Below are 22,730 nucleotides of genomic sequence, written 5' to 3' on the forward strand. Positions count from 1 at the left end.
GAAAAAAGGCTTCGGTTTTTTTACCAAAAAGGTGTTGGACGTTATACATCCCTCCATTTCAAGCTGACGATGATATGACAATTCTCTTCCTCTGATTTAGGATAGAAATCAAAACGGATCCCATCGGGGTTATACGTGATATCAGGTTCGTTCTTAATTCCTATCTTTCGGATCATATCGATAACGACACTCATTTTCGATGCTTGGGCAGCAGTCATCAACCGGTTCGAGAAGGGCTTGGATGTGGCTAAAGTATCCATGACTTTTTTTACATCAAGCATTAAAGATTGTGATGTCTTTGCCGATTTAACTAGCAGATCTGGATTGGTTGCCGAGTAGGGACGCAATGTTCCTTCCCGTTCCCGATTCCTATTCATTGCCCCGGCGTGAGGCGGAAATAGGATAGGGTCATATAAAAAATAAGGGAAATCCTCCAAAAGGTTACCTTCCTTTCCTTAAGTCTGTCTATAGACACGTTTTCGTTATACGTTAAAATATGTATAAAGGCCAGCCGATATGATAGCGGTTTGTGAATGACTTGCTTTTGCGAAAAAACTTCTTGAAAATTACGATCAAAGACACACTATTATTTGTAAACTGCTTCATTGACAGGTATAGTGTATAGTAATATACTTACTTACCTAAAGTAAGGAGAAGGCACACTATAAATTATAAAATAGGTGATGTTAACATGAAAATAACCCAGGAAACAAAAAACCTTTTAATAGATAAAATGAATATCATCAAAACCCCGGGAAAAGCTGATATATGCCTTGTGGGGCCTGTGAACCTGCCTGTTGAACAAGGAGATTTCTCAACGGTTTTCCAATGGTATACATGGCTTCAGCTTGACGGCGCGGATAATGACAAGGAAGCGGTGCTTGATTCGCTTTCGGAAGCCAACCTCGCTTTTGGACAGCAATCCTCCGTATTGGTGTACGGTGATTTTAAAAAGTCGGAGGATGCACTTGTCCGGATGCATAGCATCTGTCACACAGGTGATATCTTCGGAAGTAAACGCTGTGATTGCGGCTACCAGCTCCACCAATCGATGAAGATGATAGCCGAGCATGGGTGCGGGGCCATTTTTTACCTTGCGGACCATGAAGGAAGAGGAATCGGCTTGTTTTCCAAATCTCTTGCCTATTTGCTTCAGCAGGAAGGTTATGACACGGTCGAGGCGAATGAGGCTTTAGGATTCGAAGATGATACGCGATCTTACGAGGGAGCCATTCGAGTGTTGAGGGAACTGCGCGAGGATCCGGTGACTTTAATCACGAACAACCCCAAAAAGCTGGACGCCCTAATGAAGCATGGACTGGCTGCAAAGGACCATATTCCGCTTTGGGGCGGTTTGACGGAAGATAATAGTTTCTATCTGGATACAAAGGTTAAGAAGTCTGGACATATTCCCCAAAAGAAGCCAACTTTGATTGTATAAGGAGAGCTATAGTATGAATGATGATCAATATTACATGAAGCTGGCACTGGATCTGGCGGCCAGTGCTAAAGGAAAGACGAATCCGAATCCAGTGGTCGGGGCAGTCATAGTCAAAGACGGCGTGATAGCCGGGACAGGAATCCACCGTAAAGCAGGTGAACCGCATGCGGAAGTGCATGCTTTCAAAATGGCGGGTGAGTATGCAGAAGGTGCAACGCTATATGTGACTCTTGAGCCCTGTTCCCATTATGGAAAGACACCTCCTTGTGCCAATTTGGTGAAAGAATCGGGTGTCCGGCGAGTTGTGGTGGCTACTCAAGATCCGAATCCGGAAGTAGCCGGCAGAGGGATATCGATCCTAAAGGATGCGGGCATTGAAGTGGAAGTTGGCGTCCTGGAAAAGGAAGCTCAAAGGCTGAATGAGCGTTTTATTCACAATATGCTGACGAATCGTCCATTTGTCATATCGAAGTATGCGATGACGCTCGATGGAAAACTTGCTACCCACACGGGCCATTCAAAATGGATAACAGGAGAAGAATCACGTCATTCCGTTCATTTGCTGCGTGATGAGGTGGATGCCATTCTTGTTGGTATCGGGACTGTATTGGCCGATGATCCATCACTGACGACCAGACTTCCGGAGGGCGGAGGGAAAAATCCGATCCGGATCATTTTAGACAGTGAATTACGTGTTCCCTTGGATGCCAATGTTGTACAAGTAACAGATGCGAAAACCTTGATCGTAACGCAGGAAAATGCATCTGCTGATAAATTGGGCATTTTACGTGAAAAAGGGATCGAATTCATTTTCGTCCCCAAAAACGAGACAGGACTGAATCTAAGGGATTTGATGGAAGAGCTGTATAAAAAGGGGATTACGGATGTCTTGCTGGAAGGCGGAAGCGAAGTGAATGCCTCTTTCCTTAGGGAAGGGCTCATCGATAAATACTTGATTTATGTAGCTCCTAAACTATTGGGCGGGAGAAACTCACTAACACCGTATACTGGAATGGATGTGGATACGATGGATGAAGCGATGGATGTTTCCTTCTCTGGCGTGGAAACGTTTGGTGAGGACATGCGCATCACGGCTTATCCTAAATAATAATAGACAACAGGTGAAGAGGCATGGTGGTTAAATCAGATGTATGCATAGTCGGATCAGGACCTGGAGGAGCCCTGCTTGCTTACCTATTGGCCAAGCAGGACATTTCAGTCGTATTGCTTGAAAGGCATCCTGAGGTTTCAAGAGAGTTCAGGGGCGAGTTCTTGAACGATGAAGGAGAGGGCATTCTTAAAAGGCACGGTTTATTCGAGAGTGTGGAAAGACTTGGCTTGCTAAGGATGGAACAAATTGAATATTGGCATGAGGGCCACATATTTAAAAGGATACTCCCAGAATGGCCTGTCGATCATGTTGGGATACATGTCCCTCAAAATCATCTGCTTACAGCTATATTGCATGAAGCCGAAAAGCTGGACTCTTTTCAATTGATGATGAATACGAGGGTTACGGACTTGATACAGAATGACATGGGGCCGGTTTACAGGTGTCAAGGCTCAAAATGGCGGAGATGACCTGGAAGTGCAAAGTTCATTGATAATCGGAGCGGACGGCAGATTTTCCATCGTTCGAAAAAAAGCGGGAATACCGGCCGTGATTAAAGAACATGGCTATGATTTACTGTGGGCAAAAATTCCTGCTCCTGAGGGGTGGGAGCCTTCGATCAAGATGGCATTGGTCAATGGCTCACAGGTTGCCCTCTTCACTCAGGCTGGAGGTTTCATCCAAATTGGCTGGAATATAGAACATGGTTCATTTCCCCAATTGCGAAAACAGCATTTTGATCCGTTCATTGAAGATTTGCTTTTTGCCTTTCCTGAATTAAAAAAGGTTGTGTGTGAAAATATCCGTTCTTGGCAGGACTTCATTTTATTGGATGTTTACAGCAGCTATTGTGAAACGTGGACAAGGAATGGCGTTGCTTTATTGGGTGATGCAGCCCATACGATGACGCCTACAGGTGCGTTCGGACTCAATTGTGCCATGAAGGATGCCGATATATTGGCCGAGCTTATTTCTGGATGCATCCTGCAGGAGGATACTGGCTTCCTTGGACTTAAGATGGCTGAGCCAAAAAGAAAAGCCGAGATTGAAAGATTACAGGCCATTCAGGTGGACAAGGAAATTTCCTTTGCATCACAGTTTGCCGCCGCTTATGTTTGAATAGGAGTGAAAGGTATGAAATTCGGTTTTGATATTGACGATACCCTTATTAACTTGAGGGAGTTCGCGTTCCATCTTTATAATGAAAAGCTTAATACGAACATAGAGTTAACGAAATTCAGAGCTTTAAAGACGTTGGAGATCCATGAAGCTTTCGGGCTTGATAAAGAGGCTGGGGGCAAGATGTGGAACAGCCTTGCCGATGAAGTGTATTATTCATCCTGTCCAGCTTTCGAGGGCGCAGTGGAAACGCTGAAGGAGCTTGAACGCGATGGTCATGAAATCTATTACATCACAGCCAGAAAAGCGGAGCATGGTGAACGGACGAAAAAATGGCTGATTGAAAACGGCTTTCCGGTTAAGGATGACCATTTTTACTGCGGGATGAAGGATCATGAAAAAATTGATACGATCCGCAAATTGGAATTGGATTATTATTTTGATGATAAACCGGCAGTGCTGGAAACCTTATTGGATATTCCAACGAAAGTGTATGCAATGGATAACTCCTATAACAGGGAATTGGATATTCCAAGACTGACCAGCTGGTTTGAATTAAAAGAAATCCTCTCCAAATAATCGAATTCACATAATGATGGATGACTTGATAGACTTGGGTCATCCTTTTTATGTATACTATTATGAATAGTGGTTCATTTTTTGGTGAAAAACACATGAGAGTTGGGGGTAATGGGATGGAGAGAAATATTGAAAAGTCATTGATAGGCACGCTTGGGATAGAAATGAAAGAAGTCGGTGATGGGAAAGTCATTGCGACGATGCCGGTGGATGAACGAACAAGGCAGCCGTATGGTTTATTGCATGGGGGGGCGTCCGTTGCCCTTGCGGAATCCGTTGCAAGCTTTGGCGGAATGCAGCTGGTAGATAGCACAAAACAAGCTGTCGTCGGCCTTGAAATCAATGCCAATCATGTAAGGGGCGTCCGTTCCGGTTTTGTTACCGCTGAAGGGAACATCATCCATCGCGGGAAGACGACGATGGTGTGGGACGTGAAAATCCGTGATGAAGAGGATCATCTTATCTGCATTTCGCGCTGTACATTGGCCATTATCGACTTACCAAAGTCAAAGTGAGTCAAAAGAACAAATGCAATAAAGTGGCGTAATGATTCTACAGTGTCCGGTTTAAGTATAATATGGCAGTAGACTATTGTATGAAAAGAGGTTTTTTTATGCTGGTGGGTCATATACAAGAAATCACCCGTCATCCTGTAAAGTCATTCACTGGTGAACAGGTTCAGAAAACGAAGGTGATGGACTATGGACTATATGGAGATCGCAGCCATGCCTTTAAAGGAAAAAATGGGAAGTTCCTGACGATAACCCAAGTCCCGGAAATGGTCCGTTATCAAGCTGCTTTTTCTGGTGAGGAAACCCTTGACCAATATCCGGAAATCAAAGTGAAGACCCCTTCAGGAAACGTGCTGACTTGGGGAGAGGAAGCCTTTCGGGATGAAATGGAACGGTTGTTAAAACAGGAGGCAGCACCGGTTGTTTATCACCCTGCACATATTCCTTTAGGTGCGATTGAAGAAGAAAACATCCTGCTTGTCAGTGATGCCTCGATTGGAGAATTGACAAAGCTTTGGGGAAAAGAACTGGATGGCAGGAGATTCAGGCAAAATTTGGTGCTATCCTTAGTGGATAAAACGCCCTTTTTAGAAGAGCAATGGTTCGGAAAAAGGATTCTGATCGGAAATGAAGTGGAATTGGAGATCAAAAGGTATTGTGAGCGTTGTATGATCATAACTGTCGATCCAAGCGATTCCCATAGAGATCCATCACTCCTGAAAACTGTCGTCAAGGAAAGGGAAAATCATTTTGGCGTATATGCCTCGGTCATGCAAACAGGTGAAATCAGAGTGGGCGACCAGGTATTTTTAAAGGATTGAGACAGAAAAGAGCTGCACCTGTAATCAGGGCAGCTCTTTTGCAATGGCAGGGATCACCGGGTTTTCTTTAAATCATCCTGGACACTCCGATCCCACATTTTTACGCCAGTATGATAAGCCGAGCGAATGATTAAGTGTCCGGCAACAGGGCTGGTCATGAAGATAAAGATGATCGCGAGCACGACCCGGAAATCGAAATGGCTATGTTTATAATAAAAATATAACAAGGTGCCGATCAGGATGAACATGATCCCAAGTGTCGAGCTTTTTGAGGCAGCATGATTTCTTGTATAGACGTCGGGCAGCCGGATGATGCCGAAAGCCGAGACTAAAAAGAGAAAGACCCCCATTAATAGGAATAGGGCGGATAGGATTTCAACGATTGCGGTCATCTTCGATTATCTCCCCTTTCTCAAGGAATTTGGCGAAAGCGACCGTTCCGATGAATGATAGGATTCCGAGCAGAAGAATGGCTTCCAGATATGCGCTTGTATCCATGACAATGGAGGCAAGTGCAACGATTGCGATAAGATTTATTCCCATCGCATCGAGTGCGATGACCCGATCCGGTACGGAAGGCCCTTTGATTAAACGGTATAAGAATCCAATCATGGAAAGCGAAACACCGAGCAACGCGATTTTAAGCATTAGATCGAACATTATTTGCTCACCTCCATAATCGCCTTTTCAAATGTATTTTTAATGCTGTCCACGGCCTCATCTTTGTCGGCAATATCCATCGCGTGGATATAAAGAATCCGATTATCTTCCGATACTTCAACGACAAGTGTTCCTGGTGTCAGTGTAATCAAATTCGATAGTATCGTAATTTCCCAATCCTTAGTCAGCACGGTTTCAAATGCGAATATGCCAGGTCTCATATCCAGGCTCGGTTTAAGCACGGCCTTAAGGACGCTAATGTTGGAAAGTATGAGTTCCCTTGCGAATATGAGCAGCAATAGAACGACGGCATTCACCCTTTTCAAGTAAAAACGATCATTGAAAAAATGACGGAAGACGAACATGATGCCGAGCCCCAATAAATATCCGATGATAAAAGTGCTCCCGTTAAACTCATTTTTTAAAAACATCCAGATAACCGCAAGGAACACATTCAGTAAAATTTGGAATGACATCAGGCACTACTCCTTTAAAACCGCTTTGTTATAGATTTCGGGATTCATTAATGAATCTACAGCTTGTGTAATGAATGGGTAAATCGATTCTGTTCCTACTCCGAATAAAACGGAAATGATGACAAGGAGGACGGCAGGAACCAGCATTTTATTAACCGTTTCATTAGTTAAGGCATAATCAGCTTTTGGAGTTCCCCAAAAGCCATTCATGAATATTTTCATGACGGAATAAAGGACCATCAAGCTTGAAAGCAAGACAACGGCCATTCCAAAGTAGGCCCCTTTTTCTGCAGCTCCCTGAAGAATCAGGAGCTTGCCGGCAAAACCGCTGAACGGCGGAATTCCGGCCAATGAAATGGCAGCTATGAAGAAGGTCCATGCAACGGCCGGATATTGCTTGATCAAGCCCCCCATTTCCCGTAAATCATCCGATCCGCTGATTTTGATCATGATGCCAACCAGCAGGAAGAGAGTGGCCTTGATCAGCATGTCATGAATGATATATAGAATGGAGCCCGATAAGGCCTGTTCATTCATGACGGAGATGCCGAATAGGATAACCCCGACAGCGATGATGATATTGTAAATGATGATTTTTTTTACATCCCAATAAGCTATCGCACCAATGACACCGATGATGATGGTCAAGATTGCAAGTATCGCAAGGAAAGTATGGGTGAAATCCTGGTCATGGTAAAACATGAGTGTATAGGTCCTGAAAATGGAATATATCCCGACCTTTGTCAGCAATGCCCCGAATAGAGCCATCACTGGAATGGGTGGAGCATAATAGGATCCAGGCAGCCATTGGAAGAGCGGGAAAATGGCACCCTTCAAACCGAATACGATCAGAAAGCCAATCGCTATCACCGAGATGATTCCAGGTTGGCTGACTTCCGTTATTCTCTGGCTGATGTCCGCCATGTTCAATGTTCCTAGAACTGAATAAAGATACGCCACCATGATGACGAAAAAGGAAGAGGAAAGTACATTGACGATAATATACTTCAATGATTCCCTCAGTTGGATTTTCGTCCCTCCCAGTACAAGCAGCACGTAGGAAGCCATCAGCATGACTTCGAAGAAAACGAATAGATTGAAAAGATCCCCCGTAAGGAAGGCACCGTTTACACCAATCAGCAAAAATTGAAATACAGGATAATAATAATGTCTTTCACGTTCCTCCCCTATGGAGTAAAACGAGTATAGCAGTATAGCCAATCCAATGATATTCGTGGTCAGTACCAGCAGCGAAGATAGCATATCTGCGACGATCACGATCCCGAATGGCGCATCCCAGCTGCCGACACCTAAAGTCAAGATCCCTTGAGTATGGACCGTAAACACTAGATAAAGGGAAATCGCAATGCCGAAAAGAGAGGAATAAAGGGATATCCCTCTTTGCAGCTTGATTTTTTTTGCAAAGAAAATGAGAAGGATGCCTGTGAAAAGCGGCCATAGAACAGGCATGAAAGTAAGATTATTCATTCGCTTCCGTACCTCTCATTTCTTCCATGTCATCCGTACCGAGTTCCTGGTAGGTCCGATAAGCAAGTACCAGCAGAAATGATGTGACTCCGAAACTGATGACGATCGCCGTCAAGATAAGCGCTTGCGGAAGCGGATCGACATAGGATGCAGCTTCATCACTTAGCAATGGAACGGAACCGCCTTTCAAACCGCCCATCGTCAAAATCAAAAGGTGGGCGCCGTGACTGAGCAGCCCAGTACCGATTATGATTCTTAAAATGCTTTTGGAAAGCATTAAATAGGTCGCACACATAAATAGTATTCCAATGACAATGGCCATTAAAAGTTCCATTATTCACTCTCCCCTATCGTTTGAATAATGGTCATCGTTACACCAACAACCACAAGATAAACACCCAGATCAAAAAGTACCGCGGTATGAAGCGAGATGTGCCCAAGAAGCGGTAAATCAACATAATGATAAACATGTGTCATGAGGGGCACACCGAACACGAGCCCACCGGCTACGGTCAGGCTTGATATGAACAAGCCTGAACCGATCATTAACTTATAGTCAATGGGCAAGATGCCGGTGACGGTTTTAATGTCGAAAGCAAGCAACAGCAGGACTATGGCGGCTGAAGTCATTAAACCGCCGACAAACCCGCCTCCTGGCGAATAATGCCCCCCTAAAAAAATGGCTACCGCAAACAGCAAGATAACAAAGGCGGCGACTTTCGTAACCGTTTGGAGAATCAGGTCATTTTGCTTCATGATTTATCTTTCCCCCCTGTCAAACGCAATTTGATCATCGCGAATATTCCGAGTGCAGCGATGGAAAGGACACTGATTTCAAACATCGTATCAAGTCCGCGGAAGTCAACGAGAATGACATTTACGACGTTTTTCCCGCCTGCTTCTTTATAAGCATTTTCAAGATAGTAATTGGATATGGAATCAAATAGTTTATTGCTATGAGCCGATAAGGCAATCAATGTCACGATGACTCCTACACCAATGGATACCAGGGCATTATTCAACTTGAATTTCATTCGTTCTTCCTTTCGGCTTGCCATTAACGGAAGGTGGAAGAAACAGAGCAAGAACAGCGCTACCGAAATCGTTTCGATGACTAGTTGAGTCAGGGCTAAATCCGGTGCCCGCAGTAAAACGAAAAATAAGGAAATCGTATAACCGACGGCTCCTAAGATGATAATGGAAGTTAAACGGGATCTTGCAAACAGAATGGCGATCGAACCAATCACGATGATCACAGCCAATACCAATTCATATATGCCGATCGGGGCAAAATTCACTGTATCCAATTTATATGCATCCTTCCAATAGAGCGTAAAGCCCAAGGAAAGAATGAAGAAAAGGAAGATTGAAAGTAGATACGTCCGAATCGAACCTGTCATTAATACTTTCATGACGGAGGAAGCTGAGCGTTCGAGCCCTCTTACCCCGTTATCATACAAAGCATTCAGGGATATGCGTTCAGGAATCCACTGAGTGATCTTCTGCCACTTCGGAAGCGTTTTGTATAAAAGAATTCCAAATGCTATGATGCCGACGGTCATCCATACTTCAGTATTGAATCCATGCCAGAAGGCGATATGGACTTGGAAATCCGGACCCACCAAGCTTGGCTGTATGCCGGCTACCGCAGGTTTAATGATCGACGAAGATAGCAAGTTTGGAAAAATGCCGAAAACGATGACCAACGAAGCAAGGATGATCGGGGATAGCAGCATCCCGATCGGTGCCTCGTGGGGCTTCTTTTCCAATAGTTGTAACTGAAGTTTGCCTGTAAAGGGCTTGAGCACGACGATCATGCTATAAATAAAAGTGAATACACTGGCTACCCATGCCACCACAGGGAACAAGATCCCCCATGTCTCCATATTGAAGATATTCAGTTCCAATACATTCACCATGCTGGCCAAGAACATTTCCTTGCTCAAAAAACCATTGAAGGGCGGAAGTCCAGCCATTGAAAAAGCACCTATGACAGCGACGGAGAAAGTGATCGGCATCAACTGCATCAATCCGCCAAGCTTTCTGATATCACGCGTACCGGTTTCATGATCAATGATGCCTGCAACCATGAAAAGGCTGCCTTTAAAAGTCGCATGATTAATCAAGTGGAATGTTGCTGCAACCGTGGCTGCCAAGTATATATTTCCCCCCCAAGAATCATAGTGGAGTGCCGCCGCACCAAGTCCCAAAAGCGACATGATCAATCCGAGCTGACTGATGGTGGAAAAAGCGAGAATCCCCTTTAAATCAGTCTGCTTGATTGCAGAGAATGAGCCCCAGAACAAGGTGATCAATCCGGCGATCGAAACGAGCCAGAACCATAATCCCGATTCTGCAAAAACAGGGCTTAATCGGGCAACCAAATAAATTCCGGCCTTGACCATTGTGGCCGAATGAAGGTAAGCGCTGACCGGGGTTGGGGCTTCCATCGCGTCAGGAAGCCAGATATGGAACGGGAACTGTGCGGATTTAGTGAACGCGCCAAGCAGCACAAGCAAAAGTGCAGGAATGAAGAGCGAGTGGTCCATAAGTTCCCCGCTTTGGGCAATCAATTCACGTATGCTGAATGTGTTCCCCATAATGGAAAGGAGAATGATGCCTCCAAGCATGCTTAAACCGCCAAGCACAGTGATCAGCAGGGATTTCTGCGCTCCATAACGTGAACGCTCCCTTTCATTCCAATATCCTATCAATAGAAAAGATGATAAACTCGTGAATTCCCAAAACGAATAAAGGACAATTAGATTATCGGATAGGACGACGCCAAGCATCGCTCCCATGAAAAGCAAAAGGAAGACGTAAAATTGGTTCAGCTTTTCTTTCTCCTTCGATAAATAGAAAATTGAATACAGAACGACGAGTGAACCTATACCTGTAATGAGCAAGGCGAACAAAAGCCCTAGACCATCTACATAGAAATCAACATGAATTCCGAGAGAAGGAATCCATGTTGCCCCTTCCATGATGATATCCCCTTGTTTGGTCAAGGAAATGAACCTTGAAAAATAGGTGAAAAGGAGAATCGGTAAAATCAATACAAACCATCCTGTATGTATTTGTCGAAATAGTTTGTATAATACTGGTACAATAAGTGCTAATAGAAACGGTGATAATACCGCCCAATGAAGTAAAGACATAAACTCCCCCCTTTTACGAAGTCAGTCGTCTTATTATGCTTTTTTCGCGCAATCCTAGACGTTAGGAAATCTTCGTTGAATATGTATTTTTTTATCGAATACTTGTCTCGCTTAAAAGTATAACGCAATTTATGTGGGTTTGCATGGCTTTAAAAACAGTGAAGGCCAACTTAAATGATGTTTTATATATAGGTAGAAAAGGAGGGGGAACCGTCCTGAAAAATTTATTGAAAAAAGTTTTTCAAGGGTGAATTAGTAGAGTTTCCATTGTGGAATGGTGGATTATCTTGCATAATATAGGATAAAACACACATGGATTGTGAAATCATGAAAAACACATATTTACTTAGCTATTTACCAATCATTTCAATTCTATTATTCAGCCTCTCCTTTGCCATTTATGGGGAAATGCAAATGCTCAAGTTATTTGGAAATTTGGGAATCTACCAAGGGATGCAGGAGTTTTTTTCTGAAACCGGCATTAAGCTGGCGCTGCTGATCGTATTGCTCCTATTATTCTTCATGGTTTTTGCCGCATTGAAGCTGATCTCCGATACGGTATTGGAGCTGTCTTTATTATTCTTTTCCAAGGATTCGGAGGGTAAAGCCCTGAACAGTGTAAGAAAGGGATCTGTCATATATGTGATTGGCGTACCTGTTCATTGTTCAGTGTTCAATTCATCATCGGGCTTAGGTCCATCTTTATTGCAACGAATATTGTGGCTTTAATTTATTTTGTCAATAAGTTAAGCCCGAGCCTGAATTTGTCGAGTCTAGTGGGAATGGTTTTCTTTCCAATCTTCGTTTGGACCGCACTGATTTCAATAGTCGCTTATGCGGGATTGAAGCTCTATAACAGCGTCATTGCAAGTCTGCTCATATAGCAAAAAAGAAGGTGCCATCTCGGCACCTTCTTTTTTCACTCGGCAGTCTGGCTGATATCTTTCCAAATCAATACATGTGGTGTATGTGAATAAATGGATTGTAGTTTGGATGGCTTGTCCCTTCCAATCCAAACCCCCGTTGTATAGTTTGCTGTCAGACCGACAAACCACATGTCTTTCACAACATTGGTCGTACCGGTTTTACCGCCGATATAATCTGTAGGAAAGTAGGCTTTACGGGCTGTCCCGGAAAGGGTTGTTTCATGGAACAGCTGCCGCATCTTAGCTACGGTGCTTTTGTTCCATATCTCCTTGGAGCGGTCTTTCCATTTATAAAGGACTTTACCTTCTTGATAACTTTAATAATGGCGCGCGCTGGCTGATAGTTTCCGTCATTGAAGGAAGTATAGGCATTCGTCAGTTCAAGGGGACTCATGCCATATTCGAATCCGCCCATGGCCGAACTTGTATGGTGGTCTTTCTTGCTCACCTTTTTAAAGTCGAAAGCATCCAGGTACTTGAAACTCGTTTCCACCCCCGTTTTTTCAAAAAGCCTTATGGCGGGTGTGTTATAGGACTGAGAGAAGGCAGTTCTTAGTGTGACCATTCCGTAGCTGTCGCCGCTATAACTCTTTGGACAATAGCTATTGCTGCAATAGCTTGCTCCGATAACGAGCTGATTGATGTCAGCATCCGTTTCTTCTAAATAGGGAGCATAATCGAGAAGTGGCTTAATGGCTGACCCTGGCTGCCTATAGCTTTGGTATGTCCGACTGAAAGAATTTTTTTTATAATCTTTTCCCCCAATCAAAGAGACAAGCTCGTGCGTATGATGCTGTATAACCACTAAAGCTCCCGCGATATCATTGACACCGATTTTTGATTGCACAGCAGTCTTTGACTGTGTTTGCAGCTTAGTATCGAGTGCGGTATGGATGGTTACCCCGGAATTCAAAAGCTTTTCGACCTTTTTATCCAGCTCAGCTTCCTCCTGCTTACGTATAGCGACATCAGGGCTTTGCAGAGATTTGTCGAAACCCTCGGAGGATGCCACCAGATTTTTCAATTCCTGATGAACATACGTCACGAAATCAGGATATAAGTCGACCGGGGTGGACAAGTCTAATTTAATCGTACTTTTGATAAGCTTTTCGTACTAGGCTGTTCTAAATCACCTTGGGCCACTATTTGTTTCAGTAATCTCTCCTGACGCTTTTTCGTCGCATCGAAATGTTTAAGAGGATTATAGTTTTCCGGATTATTAGGGATTGCGGCCAGGAAGGCAAGTTCAGCCTTGGTAAACTCTCCAGTCGGTTTACTGAAATAATATTGGGAAGCAGCTTCGATACCATAAGCTCCATTACTGAAATATATGGCATTCAAATACAGCTCCATGATTTCCGGTTTTGATTTTTTTCGCTCTATCTGATAGGTGTAAATGAGTTCACTGAGTTTTCGGTTATACGTTCTATCATGTGAAAGATAAACATTCCTGGCCAGTTGCTGGGTTATGGTACTGCCGCCTTGTTCTATGTTATTATTTTGTGAATTGATAAGAAGCGCCCTGCTTATGCCGGATAGGTCAACGCCTGCATGACCATAAAATTTCTGATCCTCTGTAACGATGAACAGATTTTCAAGGAAAAGGGGGATGTCTTCAAGTTTTAGGTAAGTCCGTTTCTCACCAGTGTAAATTTCACTGATGACCTTTCCATTTGCGGCTTTCATGTAACTATTCTGAGCCAATTCTATCGATTCAATGGGAATTCGCTCGTCAAGTACATGATAGGGAGATTGCGCTAAGGACCACTCCTGATGGGAAAGGAAAATGAAAAGGATCAATACGGGAAGTAAGAGGAAAATCGTGATATAACCAAGATACGTGCGCATAGTTCAACTTCCTAACTAATATATTTTTAGTATGTCCTTGGAATGAAGGGATGAAAAAATGGTACTTTTGGTTCGTTCATCCATCATAATCCAAGTAAGGTAGACGATAAATAGTTTTGGGTAAATTAGGTATGACGGCAGGAGCCGTATCCGAATGGTGTGTTACGATCCTAAGAAAAAACTTTCTAAATCTTCTGTTATAATATTCCCGTGAGAAAAAAACCATTTTTTGTTTATATGTTGATGTCAGGAATATGAAGGGGGTCATAAAAATGGAGGAACAACAGCAATATGTATTCATTGATTTTGAATTTACGATGCCGGAAGGAAAGGCCAATCCAGTAGGGTTTTATCCGGAAATCATTGAGGTTGGTTTAGTCACCGTCATTAATGAGACCATTCAGGAACAATTCTCATCTTTTGTTAACCCATTGAAATTTCCAGATTTAACGGGAAGATGCAAGAAGTTCTTGAACATTACCCAGGATCAGGTGGACCGGGGGATTTCATTTGAGGAGCTGGTTAGTTTATTGAAGAAAATAGATGAGCAGCACCCTACGACGATTGTTACCTGGGGAAATATGGACATGAAGGTGCTTCGCCAGAACTGTCAGAAAGCAGGATTGGATTTCCCTTTTTCAGGGAAACAAATTGATCTTTGCCTGGAGTATAAACGCTTTTTCGGGGATCAAAATCAAACCGGGCTTTGGAAAGCTGTACAGGCCTATGGCAAAGAAGGGACAGGCAAGCATCACAGGGCACTGGATGATGCGATTACGACATATAATATCTTTATGTTAGTAGAGAAAGATAAAAGTTATATGAAAAACCATGAACCGACGACAATTGGCGATCGCATTGATTTATCAAAGGTATTGAATCATTTAGCGTTATAAAAGCCAAATCATATACTACTGATTTGGCTTTTATCATGCTTATTTGAAATAATCCGCCGCTAGATCTTCAAGCAACCGTAAGCTTTTATCATTCCACTCTGTTTGGGCTTCGCTTAAAGTGCCTTTCATTTTCTCAACTGCTTCTCTTAAGGATTCCTGATACTCAGGAATCTCCTCATCAAAGGTCCTTACCATATTCTTTGGTACATTGGTTTGCTCCCTGAAAGCAAGAGCACGCCGCTGATGGAACATGGACACTTCCGTTTGTTTCGGGTTATGAAGATCTCCCTGCATGGGATGCTTCAAGACAGCCAACACTTTAACAAGATATGCAGCAGGTCTGATATCGGTGACTTCCCCGATATATTTTCCAGTTTTATATATGGCGGTAACCTTATCGCCGATTTTAAAATCCTGTTCTGACATTTCCCTACCACCTTTCTTTTAACTTCCTTCATGATACATAACAACAACGATTTTTCACAGCGAATTTGTTCAATTTCGTAAAGATGCTTTTTTTAAGAAAATCGTGTAAAGTGTACAAATGAAGATGAAAAATGGTGTTTCATGCCATTTTATTTTAAAAAGAAAGAGGTTATGTACAATGACAAACTTTCCACAATTAACAAGTGAAGTTTTGGAAAATGAAAAAGCGGTCATCATGCAAACGACGATGGGCGATATTAAAATTAAACTATTCCCTGAATTGGCTCCAAAGACAGTGGAAAATTTCTTGACACATGCTGAAAACGGTTACTACGAAGGAATCATTTTCCACCGTGTCATCAAGGATTTCATGCTTCAAGGCGGTGATCCGACAGGGACTGGAATGGGTGGAGAAAGTATCTGGGGAACTCCATTTGAGGACGAGTTCTCCATGCAATTATTCAATTTGCGCGGAGCTCTTTCCATGGCAAATGCAGGCCCGGGAACAAACGGGAGCCAATTCTTCGTCGTACAAGCCCAGCATGTGGACAGCAGGATGGGTGAGCAAATGAAGCAAGCAGGTTATCCGGAAGAAATCATCAGTGCTTATATGGAACAAGGAGGCACACCATGGCTGGATCATAAACACTCTGTTTTTGGACAAGTGGTCGAAGGCATGGACGTTGTCGATACGATTGCTAACGTAGAGACAGTTGCGGGGGACAAACCTGCAGTGGACGTGGTCATTAAAGGGATCACCATTTTATAAATAAAAGAGAATCGAGGGGCTCAGTGCCTCTCGTTTTTTTAGGTTTTAGTCGATTAGGCCCACTAGTGGATTGTTCTGGTAATTGATATAATGGGATAATGCAGTTTAATTCCCTATCAGGAAGGATGTATCGGATGGACTTTCTCAATCATGCTTTACTTGGTTTGTTTCTTTACTTTCCAGAAGACAAGACTGAATATATCTCGGCTGGTATAACTTGCTTCATTTTTTTAGTGGCAGCCATTTTTACGATGAGGGCAATTATAAGATATTCAAAGAAGGAAGAAATGAAAACCAAGCAATTCGAAGATGAGGTCACCAAAAGGAACCAGCGCATTAAGGATGATACTATTTCTTGATCCCGGAAGATGCCGAGCATCGCGAGACCCCGTTTTTTGATATTGATTATCTGAATATGAATGGTATTATGTTTTGTTAGAAGGTCGTAAAGAATAAAATGTTCCCTTATCAGCATAAGCATTTTATACTATAGGCATAGAGATAGAAACTTTGGGGGCGTAATTGGTTATGCAAATCGTAGCGAAAAGAATGATTGCGGCAGATACGGTTAAGGAGTTTTTCATTCAGCACTGGGAGACGACTCAAGTCGTTTTTTCAAGAGGCTTGTTTCATTATGCGGAACTTGAAGGTTTTGGGGTGATGGACGAGAATGAAAAAATCACGGGGCTGGGAACATACAAAATATCCGACCATGTATGTCAGATCATCTCTTTGAATAGTGAGCATGAGAATCAAGGGGTGGGCTCATCATTGCTTTATGTGATGGAAAATATCGCTAAGGAAAAAAATTGCCATACTATTAAAGCGATTACAACGAACGATAATTTACAGGCAATGAAATTTTTTCAAAAGCGTGGTTATGCCATTTCGGAAATCGTTAAAAACGCCGTGGAAGAATCACGGAAAATCAAGCCTGAAATACCATTTTACAGTTTTGATGGAATTCCGATCCGAGACGAGATAATATTGGATAAATACTTATAATAAGGTGTAATTCACCTTAATTTTAGGGGGAATAGGGATGTTCAAGAAAATTGCGGCTGATGCCCTTGGTCTTAGTGATATTGGAAGTGTGATTAGTCCTGCCGATTATGACAAGGTGGATGCAGATGACTATATCATGCATGAGGATGGGGAAAAAATTTATTTCCTGATTAAATCGAAAACCGATGAGTACTGTTTCACGAATCAAGCATTCATACATTTGGACGGTGCAAGTGCCATAAGTAAAAAGCGTACACTTACAAGATATAGCTACAGCCAGTATACTATTTCCAACGCCACGCTAGAAACCGCGGGGACCGTGGATTTGGATGCGGAAATTAAATTTTCGATCGGTGCAAAGACTTTCTCCATTGATGTCCATAAGAAATTCATTGAAGAATTAAAGGACTTGTTCAAATCACTCGTAAAAATATCGGAAATTTGCCATGAGAATGAGTATGCCCTTCAATATGCCCAGCAAAGCGTAAACCTTGCTTCTTCTACTTTGAACCAGGTTCGCACTGACGGAAGCCAAATGGCTGCAAGTTTCAAGGAAATTAATTCGGCAGCTTTCGAATGGTTGATGGACAGCCGGAAAAAGTACCATGTTAAAGATTTTGGCTATGTTTTTGAGAAATATATCAATAATTAAAAAAGGAGGCGAACACCGAATGATGTGTTCGCCTTCTTTTTTAATTGTTCAAATCACTCAAGCCAGGGCTATGTTCATTTGGCATATCCGGCATTTCAGGGACAGGAAATCCTTTTGGCGGATCGGTAACAGCGAGGTTTCCGCCATTTCGGCTCGGTGTCTCCCCTTGGAAAATTTCGCCGATTTGAGTTTGATCCAACCTGAAATTGAATTGGGCATTATGGTAGCTTAAATCCACATATTTGCGGCATTCAGGATATTTGTTCAAATCATAGTTTGGTACAGGGAAGATTTTCCCCCAGTCAACCCCATGAGTTTCTAATGCCTTGGCAAATGCATTTTGGTGGGCATTGTCGCGAACCATTAAAAATGCAAGTGTTTCGCGCATTGATTTATTGGAACTCATTTCATAAATCCTGGACTTTTGCAGGACTCCCGTAGATTCAAGCATGACATTGTTCAAAAGGTTGGCTACAAGATTACCGTGATCATAAACCCATGATCCATTCCATGGATTGCCGCCGGCATCGACGGGCAGGGATGCTTTCGCACCGATGATGAAGTGATGGGGGTTGGCGCCGCCTTTGATGACTTCATCCAACGGGGCACCATCGTTAGCGGAATCTCCAGGCAAATCCCCTCCAGCACCATTCAGCAGCTGGTTGATGGTTGATTGGACAAGTTCAACGTGGCTAATTTCTTCCAAGAAAACACCACGGAGTAAATCACGATATTGTTTAGCCTTGCCGCGGAAGTTGGCGCTTTGGAAAGAATACTGCATCATCGTCCGCATTTCACCGAATTACCCTCCAAGCGTTTCTTGAAGTACTTTTGCCGCACTCGAATCAGGCTTATCGGGAACGATCATATTGATTAAGTCTTCTTTATAGAAATACAAATGGAAGCCCTCCTTAAATGAAATTTCTAAGTTAGCTTCTGTTATCTGAATTAATTTATTCCTAAGGTAAAAAGTACCTTTATGGAATGGCGGGAAGAGAGAAATACTAGAGGGAAGAACGATTTTGAAAGGATGTTGCACATGCTATCCAATCAGCAGCTAAAAGAATTTCAACAGCAATTGCAGCAAACGAAGCAAGAGTTGGAAGAGCGATTAAATGATTCAGGCAGCTACGATTTAAGAAGAAGCTTGGAGGATTCGACAGGTGAGTTATCGAGTTACGATAATCATCCCGGAGATGAAGGAACCGAGTTATATGAACGGGAAAAGGATTTGGCCCTATCCGAGCATGATCGGGATGAAATAAGGGATATTGAACGAGCGCTTTCTGCCATCGAGGCAGGTGAGTATGGAAAGTGCGAGGTTTGTTCAAAGGAAATACCTCTTGAACGTTTGAAAGCCGTCCCTACCACGACTTATTGTGTCGAGCATACCCCATCACAGGAAACTTCCGGCAATCGACCGGTCGAAGAGGAAGTGCTGGGACCGCCGTTTGGAAGGTTTGATTATGATGATCGGCACGAATCGGTTGCATACGATGCGGAAGATTCTTGGCAGGATGTTGCCAGCTATGGAACATCTGAATCACCTTCCGATTTTGTAAATCCACCAAACGATTATGAAGATATGTATGTCGAGTCCGAAGAAAATATCGGATATGTCGAAGATTATGAAAATTTCGTTGGTGTGGATATGTACGGTAAAGAGATAACGGTTTATCCGAACTCCCAATATGAAGAGTTGAAGGAAGAACTTTTTGAAGAAAATATTCAAACCTCGTTTGGGGATTTGCCTCGATATGAGCATGATCCTTATGTGGATGAAGAGAAAGAATGAAAAAAAGAACCAGGATACTACTGAAGTGAACCCAAAAAGTTAGACACTTTATTTACTTAGGCAGCCTTGAGGGCATGAACCCGGTAATCTACCGGGCTCATGCCTTTTAATTTTACTTTGATTCGTTGATGATTGTAGTAATGGATATATTCTTCTAGTTCTTGTTTGAAATGCTCCATGCTTTCAAATTCTTGAAGATAGAGTAATTCGGATTTTAATAAGCCAAAGAAGTTTTCAATGACCGCATTATCGAGACAATTTCCTTTGCGGGACATGCTTTGTGTAATGTTATGTTTTTTTAAATCATGCGAGTATTGTTTCATCTGATAATGCCAGCCCTGATCTGAATGGAGAATGGGTGAATCTTTCGATTCCAAGCGATCAAAGGCTTTATTCAGCATTTTGGAAACGAGCGGATAAACAGGACGAGATTCGATATTATAGGCGATGATTTCTCCATTAAACAGGTGAATGGCCGATAAGTATAGTTTCTCCCCAGCTAGATGGAATTCTGTGACGTCTGTCACCCATTTTTCATTGGACTTTGCCGCCTTGAAATCACGTGCTAGAATGTTGGGCGCAATCTTGCCGATGTTCCCTTTGTACGAACGGTATTTCTTCATGCGAACTAATGACTTCAATCCTAGTTCATTCATCAATCGGAGAACTGTTTTATGATTGATGCGAGCACCTCGGTTACGTAATTCTAGGGTGATACGCCGATACCCATAACGCCCTTTATGCGTATGGAATATCTCTTTGATAAGGGATTTAATTTCTGTGTATTTATCCTCACGCCCGAAGGCGTTTACCCAATAATAGTACGTACTCCGTGCCATTTTAGAAATGGATAGAAGCAGATTTAAATCAAATTGTTTCCTTAGTTCATGGACTACTTTCGCTTTTTCTTTCTTTGTAAGGCTTCCTTTTCTTGAACTAAGGCATTCAACTTTTTTAGATAGGCATTCTCTGCACGTAAGTATTCTAATTCGGCAAGAAGTGCTTCTTGAGAGCCATTAGCTGGCGATTTTTTCTTAGTTTCTTTTTTCATGGATAGACGCCCCTTTTTCTTTGGTTTAAGGGCGTCTATACCTCCTTCCTGAAACTGATTTGCCCAATTCAAAAGTGTAGAATCGGAAGGAAGGTTATAGTGTACAGCGGTCTCGTTGATCGATGCCCCATATTCGTTCATATTTTTAAGTACTTCTAGTTTAAAGTGCAAAGTGTAATTTGTATAGGATGAAACAAGTCCCTCCATCCCATGTTTTAGATAGCGAGCGACCCATCTTTTCAGAGGGGATAAACCTACATTTCTTTCTTGAGCAATGGATTTATAGGATTTTTTCCCTTCTAAGTACTCTAAAACTGCATTTGATTTTTCGTCTATCGTATATTTAGTCAAAAAAACTGCACCTCCAATTGTTAGATGTTGTCTAACAATTGGGATGCAGTTCATACACCTGGTTCTTCTTTTATTTATGAAAAAGCCAATTTCAACCGGTTTAGCCCTTCCATCAGGACTCCGCGTGAACAACCGAGATTCATTCGGACGAAACCTTCTCCGCCAGGTCCATATTTTGAACCAGGCTCCAATGCAAGCTTCCCTTGATGGATCAGTCGATCCTTAATTTCCTTGTCGGTCAATCCAAGATCACGGCAGTCAATCCATAAAAGATAAGAGGCTTCCGGATGCATGACATGCAGTGAAGGAATTTCAGCAGCAATGAATTCCTCTGCCACTTTTATATTCTCCTCAATATAGCCGATCATGTCTTCAAGCCATTCCAGACCCTCCCGATACGCTGCTTCCATTGCTGTTAAGGCAAAGATATTAAGACCATGGAAGGCAAGTTTCGTTTGCGCCTTTTGTAATTGCTTCTGCAATTTTTCATTACTGGCAATCAGGAATGAAGCCTGAAGGCCGGCAATATTGAATGTTTTGCTTGGCGCCATCAATGTAACCGTTATGTCCGCTAATTTTTCTGAAAGCGAGCCGATCGGATAATGCCTTGATGTTGTATGGAATAAGTCAGCATGTATCTCATCACTGACGATGACTACATCATATTTTTCACATAACTCCCCGATTCGTAAGAGTTCGTCCTTTGTCCAAACGCGTCCGCCAGGGTTATGCGGACTGCAAAAAAGGAATAGTTTCACTCCGCTTTTCAGCTTGTCCTCAAAATCGGTGAAATCAATCTCGAAACGGTCCTTTTTCATGATAAGGGGACTATTGACCACTTCCCGGTCATTGTTTTTGATCATATCAAAAAAAGGGGTATAGACGGGAGATTGTAACAATATTTTATCGCCCGGGTTCGTGAATGCTTGGATCGTTGTACCGATTGCGGAAACGACGCCGGAGCTGAATGAGATCCACTCTTTATCGATTTGCCAGGAGTACCGGTCTCTAAGCCACCTTTGAATTTCGGTGAAAACCGTTTCAGAAGGGACGGTATAGCCGAAAATTGGATGGTTCAAGCGTTCCATCAATGCCTTTTGAATGCCCTCAGGAGATGGGAAGTCCATATCGGCAACCCACATTGGCAGAACATCCTCGCGCCCATACAATGATGTGAGCGAGTTTTTATCCCATTTTGCAGACCCTGAATTTTCCCTGTTTATTTGTTTTTCAAATATTGACTTGTTCAAAATATCCACCACCGAATAAAAATTTGTCGTCTTCGCGAAAAGCCTGTTGTTATGATACTATGATATCATGTTCTTTGAAAATATTGAGCAGGTGATGATTATATGGATACACAGCAAATGAATTTAGCGTTGGTTGCCGTTTTGCAAGAATGGGACCCATTCAAAATAGGATGGGATCTATATGAGCCGGAAATTGCAGATACGGTCGTAGCAATCCGGGATATAGATGACCCAAAGGGACTGGCGGAAAAAATAAAATCCATTTACGAGTTCGCGTTCGATGAATCCGTTCAGATGGGAAAGTGCCTTGAAGTTGCACAAAAGCTGCTCATCATAAAAAATGATGCCAGCTGTTCGATCTAAAGGTGAAAAATGGGTGTTCCCAGAAATCGGGGG

28 protein-coding genes and 2 pseudogenes are annotated in these 22,730 nt (G+C 42.7%); 15 read left to right on the top strand and 15 right to left on the bottom strand.

Features of this window, described 5'->3' with window-relative positions:
* Positions 1-41: 41 nt before the first annotated feature.
* Positions 42-437, bottom strand: coding sequence for a YuzC family spore coat inner layer protein (locus QFZ73_RS13565; RefSeq protein ID WP_251426530.1), 396 nt, complete (start codon positions 435-437; stop codon positions 42-44).
* Between the two features lie 254 nt (positions 438-691).
* Between QFZ73_RS13565 and QFZ73_RS13570 the strand changes: the two genes are divergently transcribed.
* The 7 genes from QFZ73_RS13570 to QFZ73_RS13600 all read left to right on the top strand — a co-directional run bounded on the left by QFZ73_RS13570 (position 692) and on the right by QFZ73_RS13600 (position 5,583).
* Positions 692-1,441: a GTP cyclohydrolase II gene (locus QFZ73_RS13570; protein ID WP_307266889.1), complete on the top strand. Its 750-nt coding sequence runs from the start codon at positions 692-694 to the stop codon at positions 1,439-1,441.
* Positions 1,442-1,454: 13 nt separating this feature from the next.
* Positions 1,455-2,549, top strand: a complete 1,095-nt coding sequence (gene ribD / locus QFZ73_RS13575) for a bifunctional diaminohydroxyphosphoribosylaminopyrimidine deaminase/5-amino-6-(5-phosphoribosylamino)uracil reductase RibD (RefSeq protein WP_307266893.1) — start codon at positions 1,455-1,457, stop codon at positions 2,547-2,549.
* A 23-nt stretch (positions 2,550-2,572) separates the two neighbouring features.
* The gene (locus QFZ73_RS13580) at positions 2,573-3,022 is read left to right on the top strand and encodes an FAD-dependent monooxygenase (RefSeq protein ID WP_307266897.1); all 450 of its coding nucleotides are present in this window, start codon (positions 2,573-2,575) and stop codon (positions 3,020-3,022) included.
* Between the two features lie 7 nt (positions 3,023-3,029).
* Positions 3,030-3,671, top strand: coding sequence for an FAD-dependent monooxygenase (locus QFZ73_RS13585; protein ID WP_307266900.1), 642 nt, complete (start codon positions 3,030-3,032; stop codon positions 3,669-3,671).
* 15 nt (positions 3,672-3,686) lie between these two features.
* Entirely contained in the window at positions 3,687-4,250 is a 564-nt protein-coding gene (locus tag QFZ73_RS13590) for a 5' nucleotidase, NT5C type (protein WP_207438809.1), read from the top strand.
* A 116-nt stretch (positions 4,251-4,366) separates the two neighbouring features.
* Positions 4,367-4,765, top strand: a complete 399-nt coding sequence (locus QFZ73_RS13595) for a hotdog fold thioesterase (protein WP_251426521.1) — start codon at positions 4,367-4,369, stop codon at positions 4,763-4,765.
* A gap of 98 nt (positions 4,766-4,863) precedes the next feature.
* Positions 4,864-5,583, top strand: coding sequence for an MOSC domain-containing protein (locus QFZ73_RS13600; RefSeq protein WP_307266907.1), 720 nt, complete (start codon positions 4,864-4,866; stop codon positions 5,581-5,583).
* Between the two features lie 53 nt (positions 5,584-5,636).
* Here QFZ73_RS13600 and mnhG read toward each other — a convergent pair whose 3' ends face one another.
* The 7 genes from mnhG to QFZ73_RS13635 are packed head-to-tail and all read right to left on the bottom strand — an operon-like array spanning position 5,637 to position 11,365.
* On the bottom strand, positions 5,637-5,975 hold the full coding sequence (gene mnhG, locus QFZ73_RS13605) for a monovalent cation/H(+) antiporter subunit G (protein ID WP_063234064.1): 339 nt from the start codon (positions 5,973-5,975) through the stop codon (positions 5,637-5,639).
* Positions 5,959-6,231 (bottom strand): Na(+)/H(+) antiporter subunit F1, encoded by a 273-nt coding sequence (locus QFZ73_RS13610; protein WP_370023645.1) that lies wholly within the window; start codon positions 6,229-6,231, stop codon positions 5,959-5,961. Before QFZ73_RS13610 ends, mnhG begins: the two co-directional genes overlap by 17 nt.
* 11 nt (positions 6,232-6,242) lie before the next feature.
* A complete protein-coding gene (locus tag QFZ73_RS13615) occupies positions 6,243-6,719 on the bottom strand; it encodes a Na+/H+ antiporter subunit E (RefSeq protein WP_251426517.1) in 477 nt (158 codons plus the stop codon).
* Positions 6,720-6,725: 6 nt separating this feature from the next.
* Entirely contained in the window at positions 6,726-8,207 is a 1,482-nt protein-coding gene (locus tag QFZ73_RS13620) for a Na+/H+ antiporter subunit D (protein ID WP_307266914.1), read from the bottom strand.
* On the bottom strand, positions 8,200-8,541 hold the full coding sequence (locus QFZ73_RS13625) for a Na(+)/H(+) antiporter subunit C (protein ID WP_076368129.1): 342 nt from the start codon (positions 8,539-8,541) through the stop codon (positions 8,200-8,202). The genes QFZ73_RS13620 and QFZ73_RS13625 overlap by 8 nt, the downstream gene beginning before the upstream one ends.
* The gene (locus tag QFZ73_RS13630; protein WP_098371445.1) at positions 8,541-8,963 is read right to left on the bottom strand and encodes a Na(+)/H(+) antiporter subunit B; all 423 of its coding nucleotides are present in this window, start codon (positions 8,961-8,963) and stop codon (positions 8,541-8,543) included. Before QFZ73_RS13630 ends, QFZ73_RS13625 begins: the two co-directional genes overlap by 1 nt.
* Positions 8,960-11,365: a Na+/H+ antiporter subunit A gene (locus QFZ73_RS13635; RefSeq protein ID WP_307266919.1), complete on the bottom strand. Its 2,406-nt coding sequence runs from the start codon at positions 11,363-11,365 to the stop codon at positions 8,960-8,962. The genes QFZ73_RS13630 and QFZ73_RS13635 overlap by 4 nt, the downstream gene beginning before the upstream one ends.
* Before the next feature lie 453 nt (positions 11,366-11,818).
* On the opposite strand from QFZ73_RS13635, the pseudogene QFZ73_RS13640 reads away from it, so the two are divergent.
* Positions 11,819-12,249: pseudogene (locus tag QFZ73_RS13640) on the top strand (DUF5366 family protein).
* A 35-nt stretch (positions 12,250-12,284) separates the two neighbouring features.
* Here the strand turns inward: QFZ73_RS13640 and QFZ73_RS13645 are convergent.
* From QFZ73_RS13645 to QFZ73_RS13655, 3 genes are all read right to left on the bottom strand, one after another.
* Positions 12,285-12,530 carry a hypothetical protein gene (locus QFZ73_RS13645; protein ID WP_307266922.1) on the bottom strand — a complete coding sequence of 82 codons (246 nt, stop codon included), beginning with the start codon at positions 12,528-12,530 and terminating at the stop codon, positions 12,285-12,287.
* A gap of 5 nt (positions 12,531-12,535) precedes the next feature.
* A complete protein-coding gene (locus QFZ73_RS13650) occupies positions 12,536-13,303 on the bottom strand; it encodes a penicillin-binding transpeptidase domain-containing protein (RefSeq protein ID WP_307266925.1) in 768 nt (255 codons plus the stop codon).
* A 68-nt stretch (positions 13,304-13,371) separates the two neighbouring features.
* Entirely contained in the window at positions 13,372-14,139 is a 768-nt protein-coding gene (locus tag QFZ73_RS13655) for a transglycosylase domain-containing protein (RefSeq protein WP_307266927.1), read from the bottom strand.
* A gap of 272 nt (positions 14,140-14,411) precedes the next feature.
* Here QFZ73_RS13655 and kapD point away from each other — a divergent pair, with 272 nt between their 5' ends.
* Positions 14,412-15,035, top strand: coding sequence for a 3'-5' exonuclease KapD (kapD, locus tag QFZ73_RS13660; protein WP_251426505.1), 624 nt, complete (start codon positions 14,412-14,414; stop codon positions 15,033-15,035).
* Between the two features lie 39 nt (positions 15,036-15,074).
* On the opposite strand, the gene kapB is transcribed toward kapD, so the two are convergent.
* Positions 15,075-15,461 carry a kinase-associated lipoprotein KapB gene (gene kapB, locus QFZ73_RS13665; RefSeq protein ID WP_251426503.1) on the bottom strand — a complete coding sequence of 129 codons (387 nt, stop codon included), beginning with the start codon at positions 15,459-15,461 and terminating at the stop codon, positions 15,075-15,077.
* A 178-nt stretch (positions 15,462-15,639) separates the two neighbouring features.
* Between kapB and QFZ73_RS13670 the strand changes: the two genes are divergently transcribed.
* The 4 genes from QFZ73_RS13670 to QFZ73_RS13685 all read left to right on the top strand — a co-directional run bounded on the left by QFZ73_RS13670 (position 15,640) and on the right by QFZ73_RS13685 (position 17,887).
* Entirely contained in the window at positions 15,640-16,230 is a 591-nt protein-coding gene (locus QFZ73_RS13670) for a peptidylprolyl isomerase (protein WP_098371439.1), read from the top strand.
* Between the two features lie 134 nt (positions 16,231-16,364).
* Entirely contained in the window at positions 16,365-16,589 is a 225-nt protein-coding gene (locus tag QFZ73_RS13675; RefSeq protein WP_251426500.1) for a hypothetical protein, read from the top strand.
* A gap of 169 nt (positions 16,590-16,758) precedes the next feature.
* Positions 16,759-17,235, top strand: a complete 477-nt coding sequence (locus QFZ73_RS13680) for a GNAT family N-acetyltransferase (protein WP_307266935.1) — start codon at positions 16,759-16,761, stop codon at positions 17,233-17,235.
* Positions 17,236-17,272: 37 nt separating this feature from the next.
* The gene (locus QFZ73_RS13685) at positions 17,273-17,887 is read left to right on the top strand and encodes a PH domain-containing protein (protein WP_307266938.1); all 615 of its coding nucleotides are present in this window, start codon (positions 17,273-17,275) and stop codon (positions 17,885-17,887) included.
* 40 nt (positions 17,888-17,927) lie between these two features.
* Here QFZ73_RS13685 and QFZ73_RS13690 read toward each other — a convergent pair.
* Positions 17,928-18,785, bottom strand: a pseudogene (locus tag QFZ73_RS13690) (manganese catalase family protein).
* 141 nt (positions 18,786-18,926) lie between these two features.
* Here QFZ73_RS13690 and QFZ73_RS13695 point away from each other — a divergent pair.
* Positions 18,927-19,682, top strand: coding sequence for a TraR/DksA C4-type zinc finger protein (locus QFZ73_RS13695; RefSeq protein WP_307266942.1), 756 nt, complete (start codon positions 18,927-18,929; stop codon positions 19,680-19,682).
* 56 nt (positions 19,683-19,738) lie between these two features.
* On the opposite strand, the gene QFZ73_RS13700 is transcribed toward QFZ73_RS13695, so the two are convergent.
* Positions 19,739-21,084, bottom strand: a protein-coding gene (locus QFZ73_RS13700; RefSeq protein ID WP_307266945.1) for an IS3 family transposase whose coding sequence is annotated in 2 segments (ribosomal slippage) — positions 19,739-20,640 and positions 20,640-21,084 — 1,347 coding nt in all. Because the reading frame shifts where the segments join, the coding sequence is not laid out codon by codon here.
* 74 nt (positions 21,085-21,158) lie between these two features.
* Complete coding sequence (locus QFZ73_RS13705) at positions 21,159-22,334, bottom strand: MalY/PatB family protein (protein ID WP_251436991.1); 1,176 nt, start codon at positions 22,332-22,334, stop codon at positions 21,159-21,161.
* A gap of 102 nt (positions 22,335-22,436) precedes the next feature.
* On the opposite strand from QFZ73_RS13705, the gene QFZ73_RS13710 reads away from it, so the two are divergent.
* Positions 22,437-22,697 (top strand): DUF1871 family protein, encoded by a 261-nt coding sequence (locus tag QFZ73_RS13710; RefSeq protein ID WP_251436989.1) that lies wholly within the window; start codon positions 22,437-22,439, stop codon positions 22,695-22,697.
* Positions 22,698-22,730: the final 33 nt, after the last annotated feature.

Origin of the sequence: Peribacillus sp. V2I11 (assembly GCF_030817135.1) — a bacterium.
GTDB lineage: Bacteria > Bacillota > Bacilli > Bacillales > DSM-1321 > Peribacillus > Peribacillus simplex.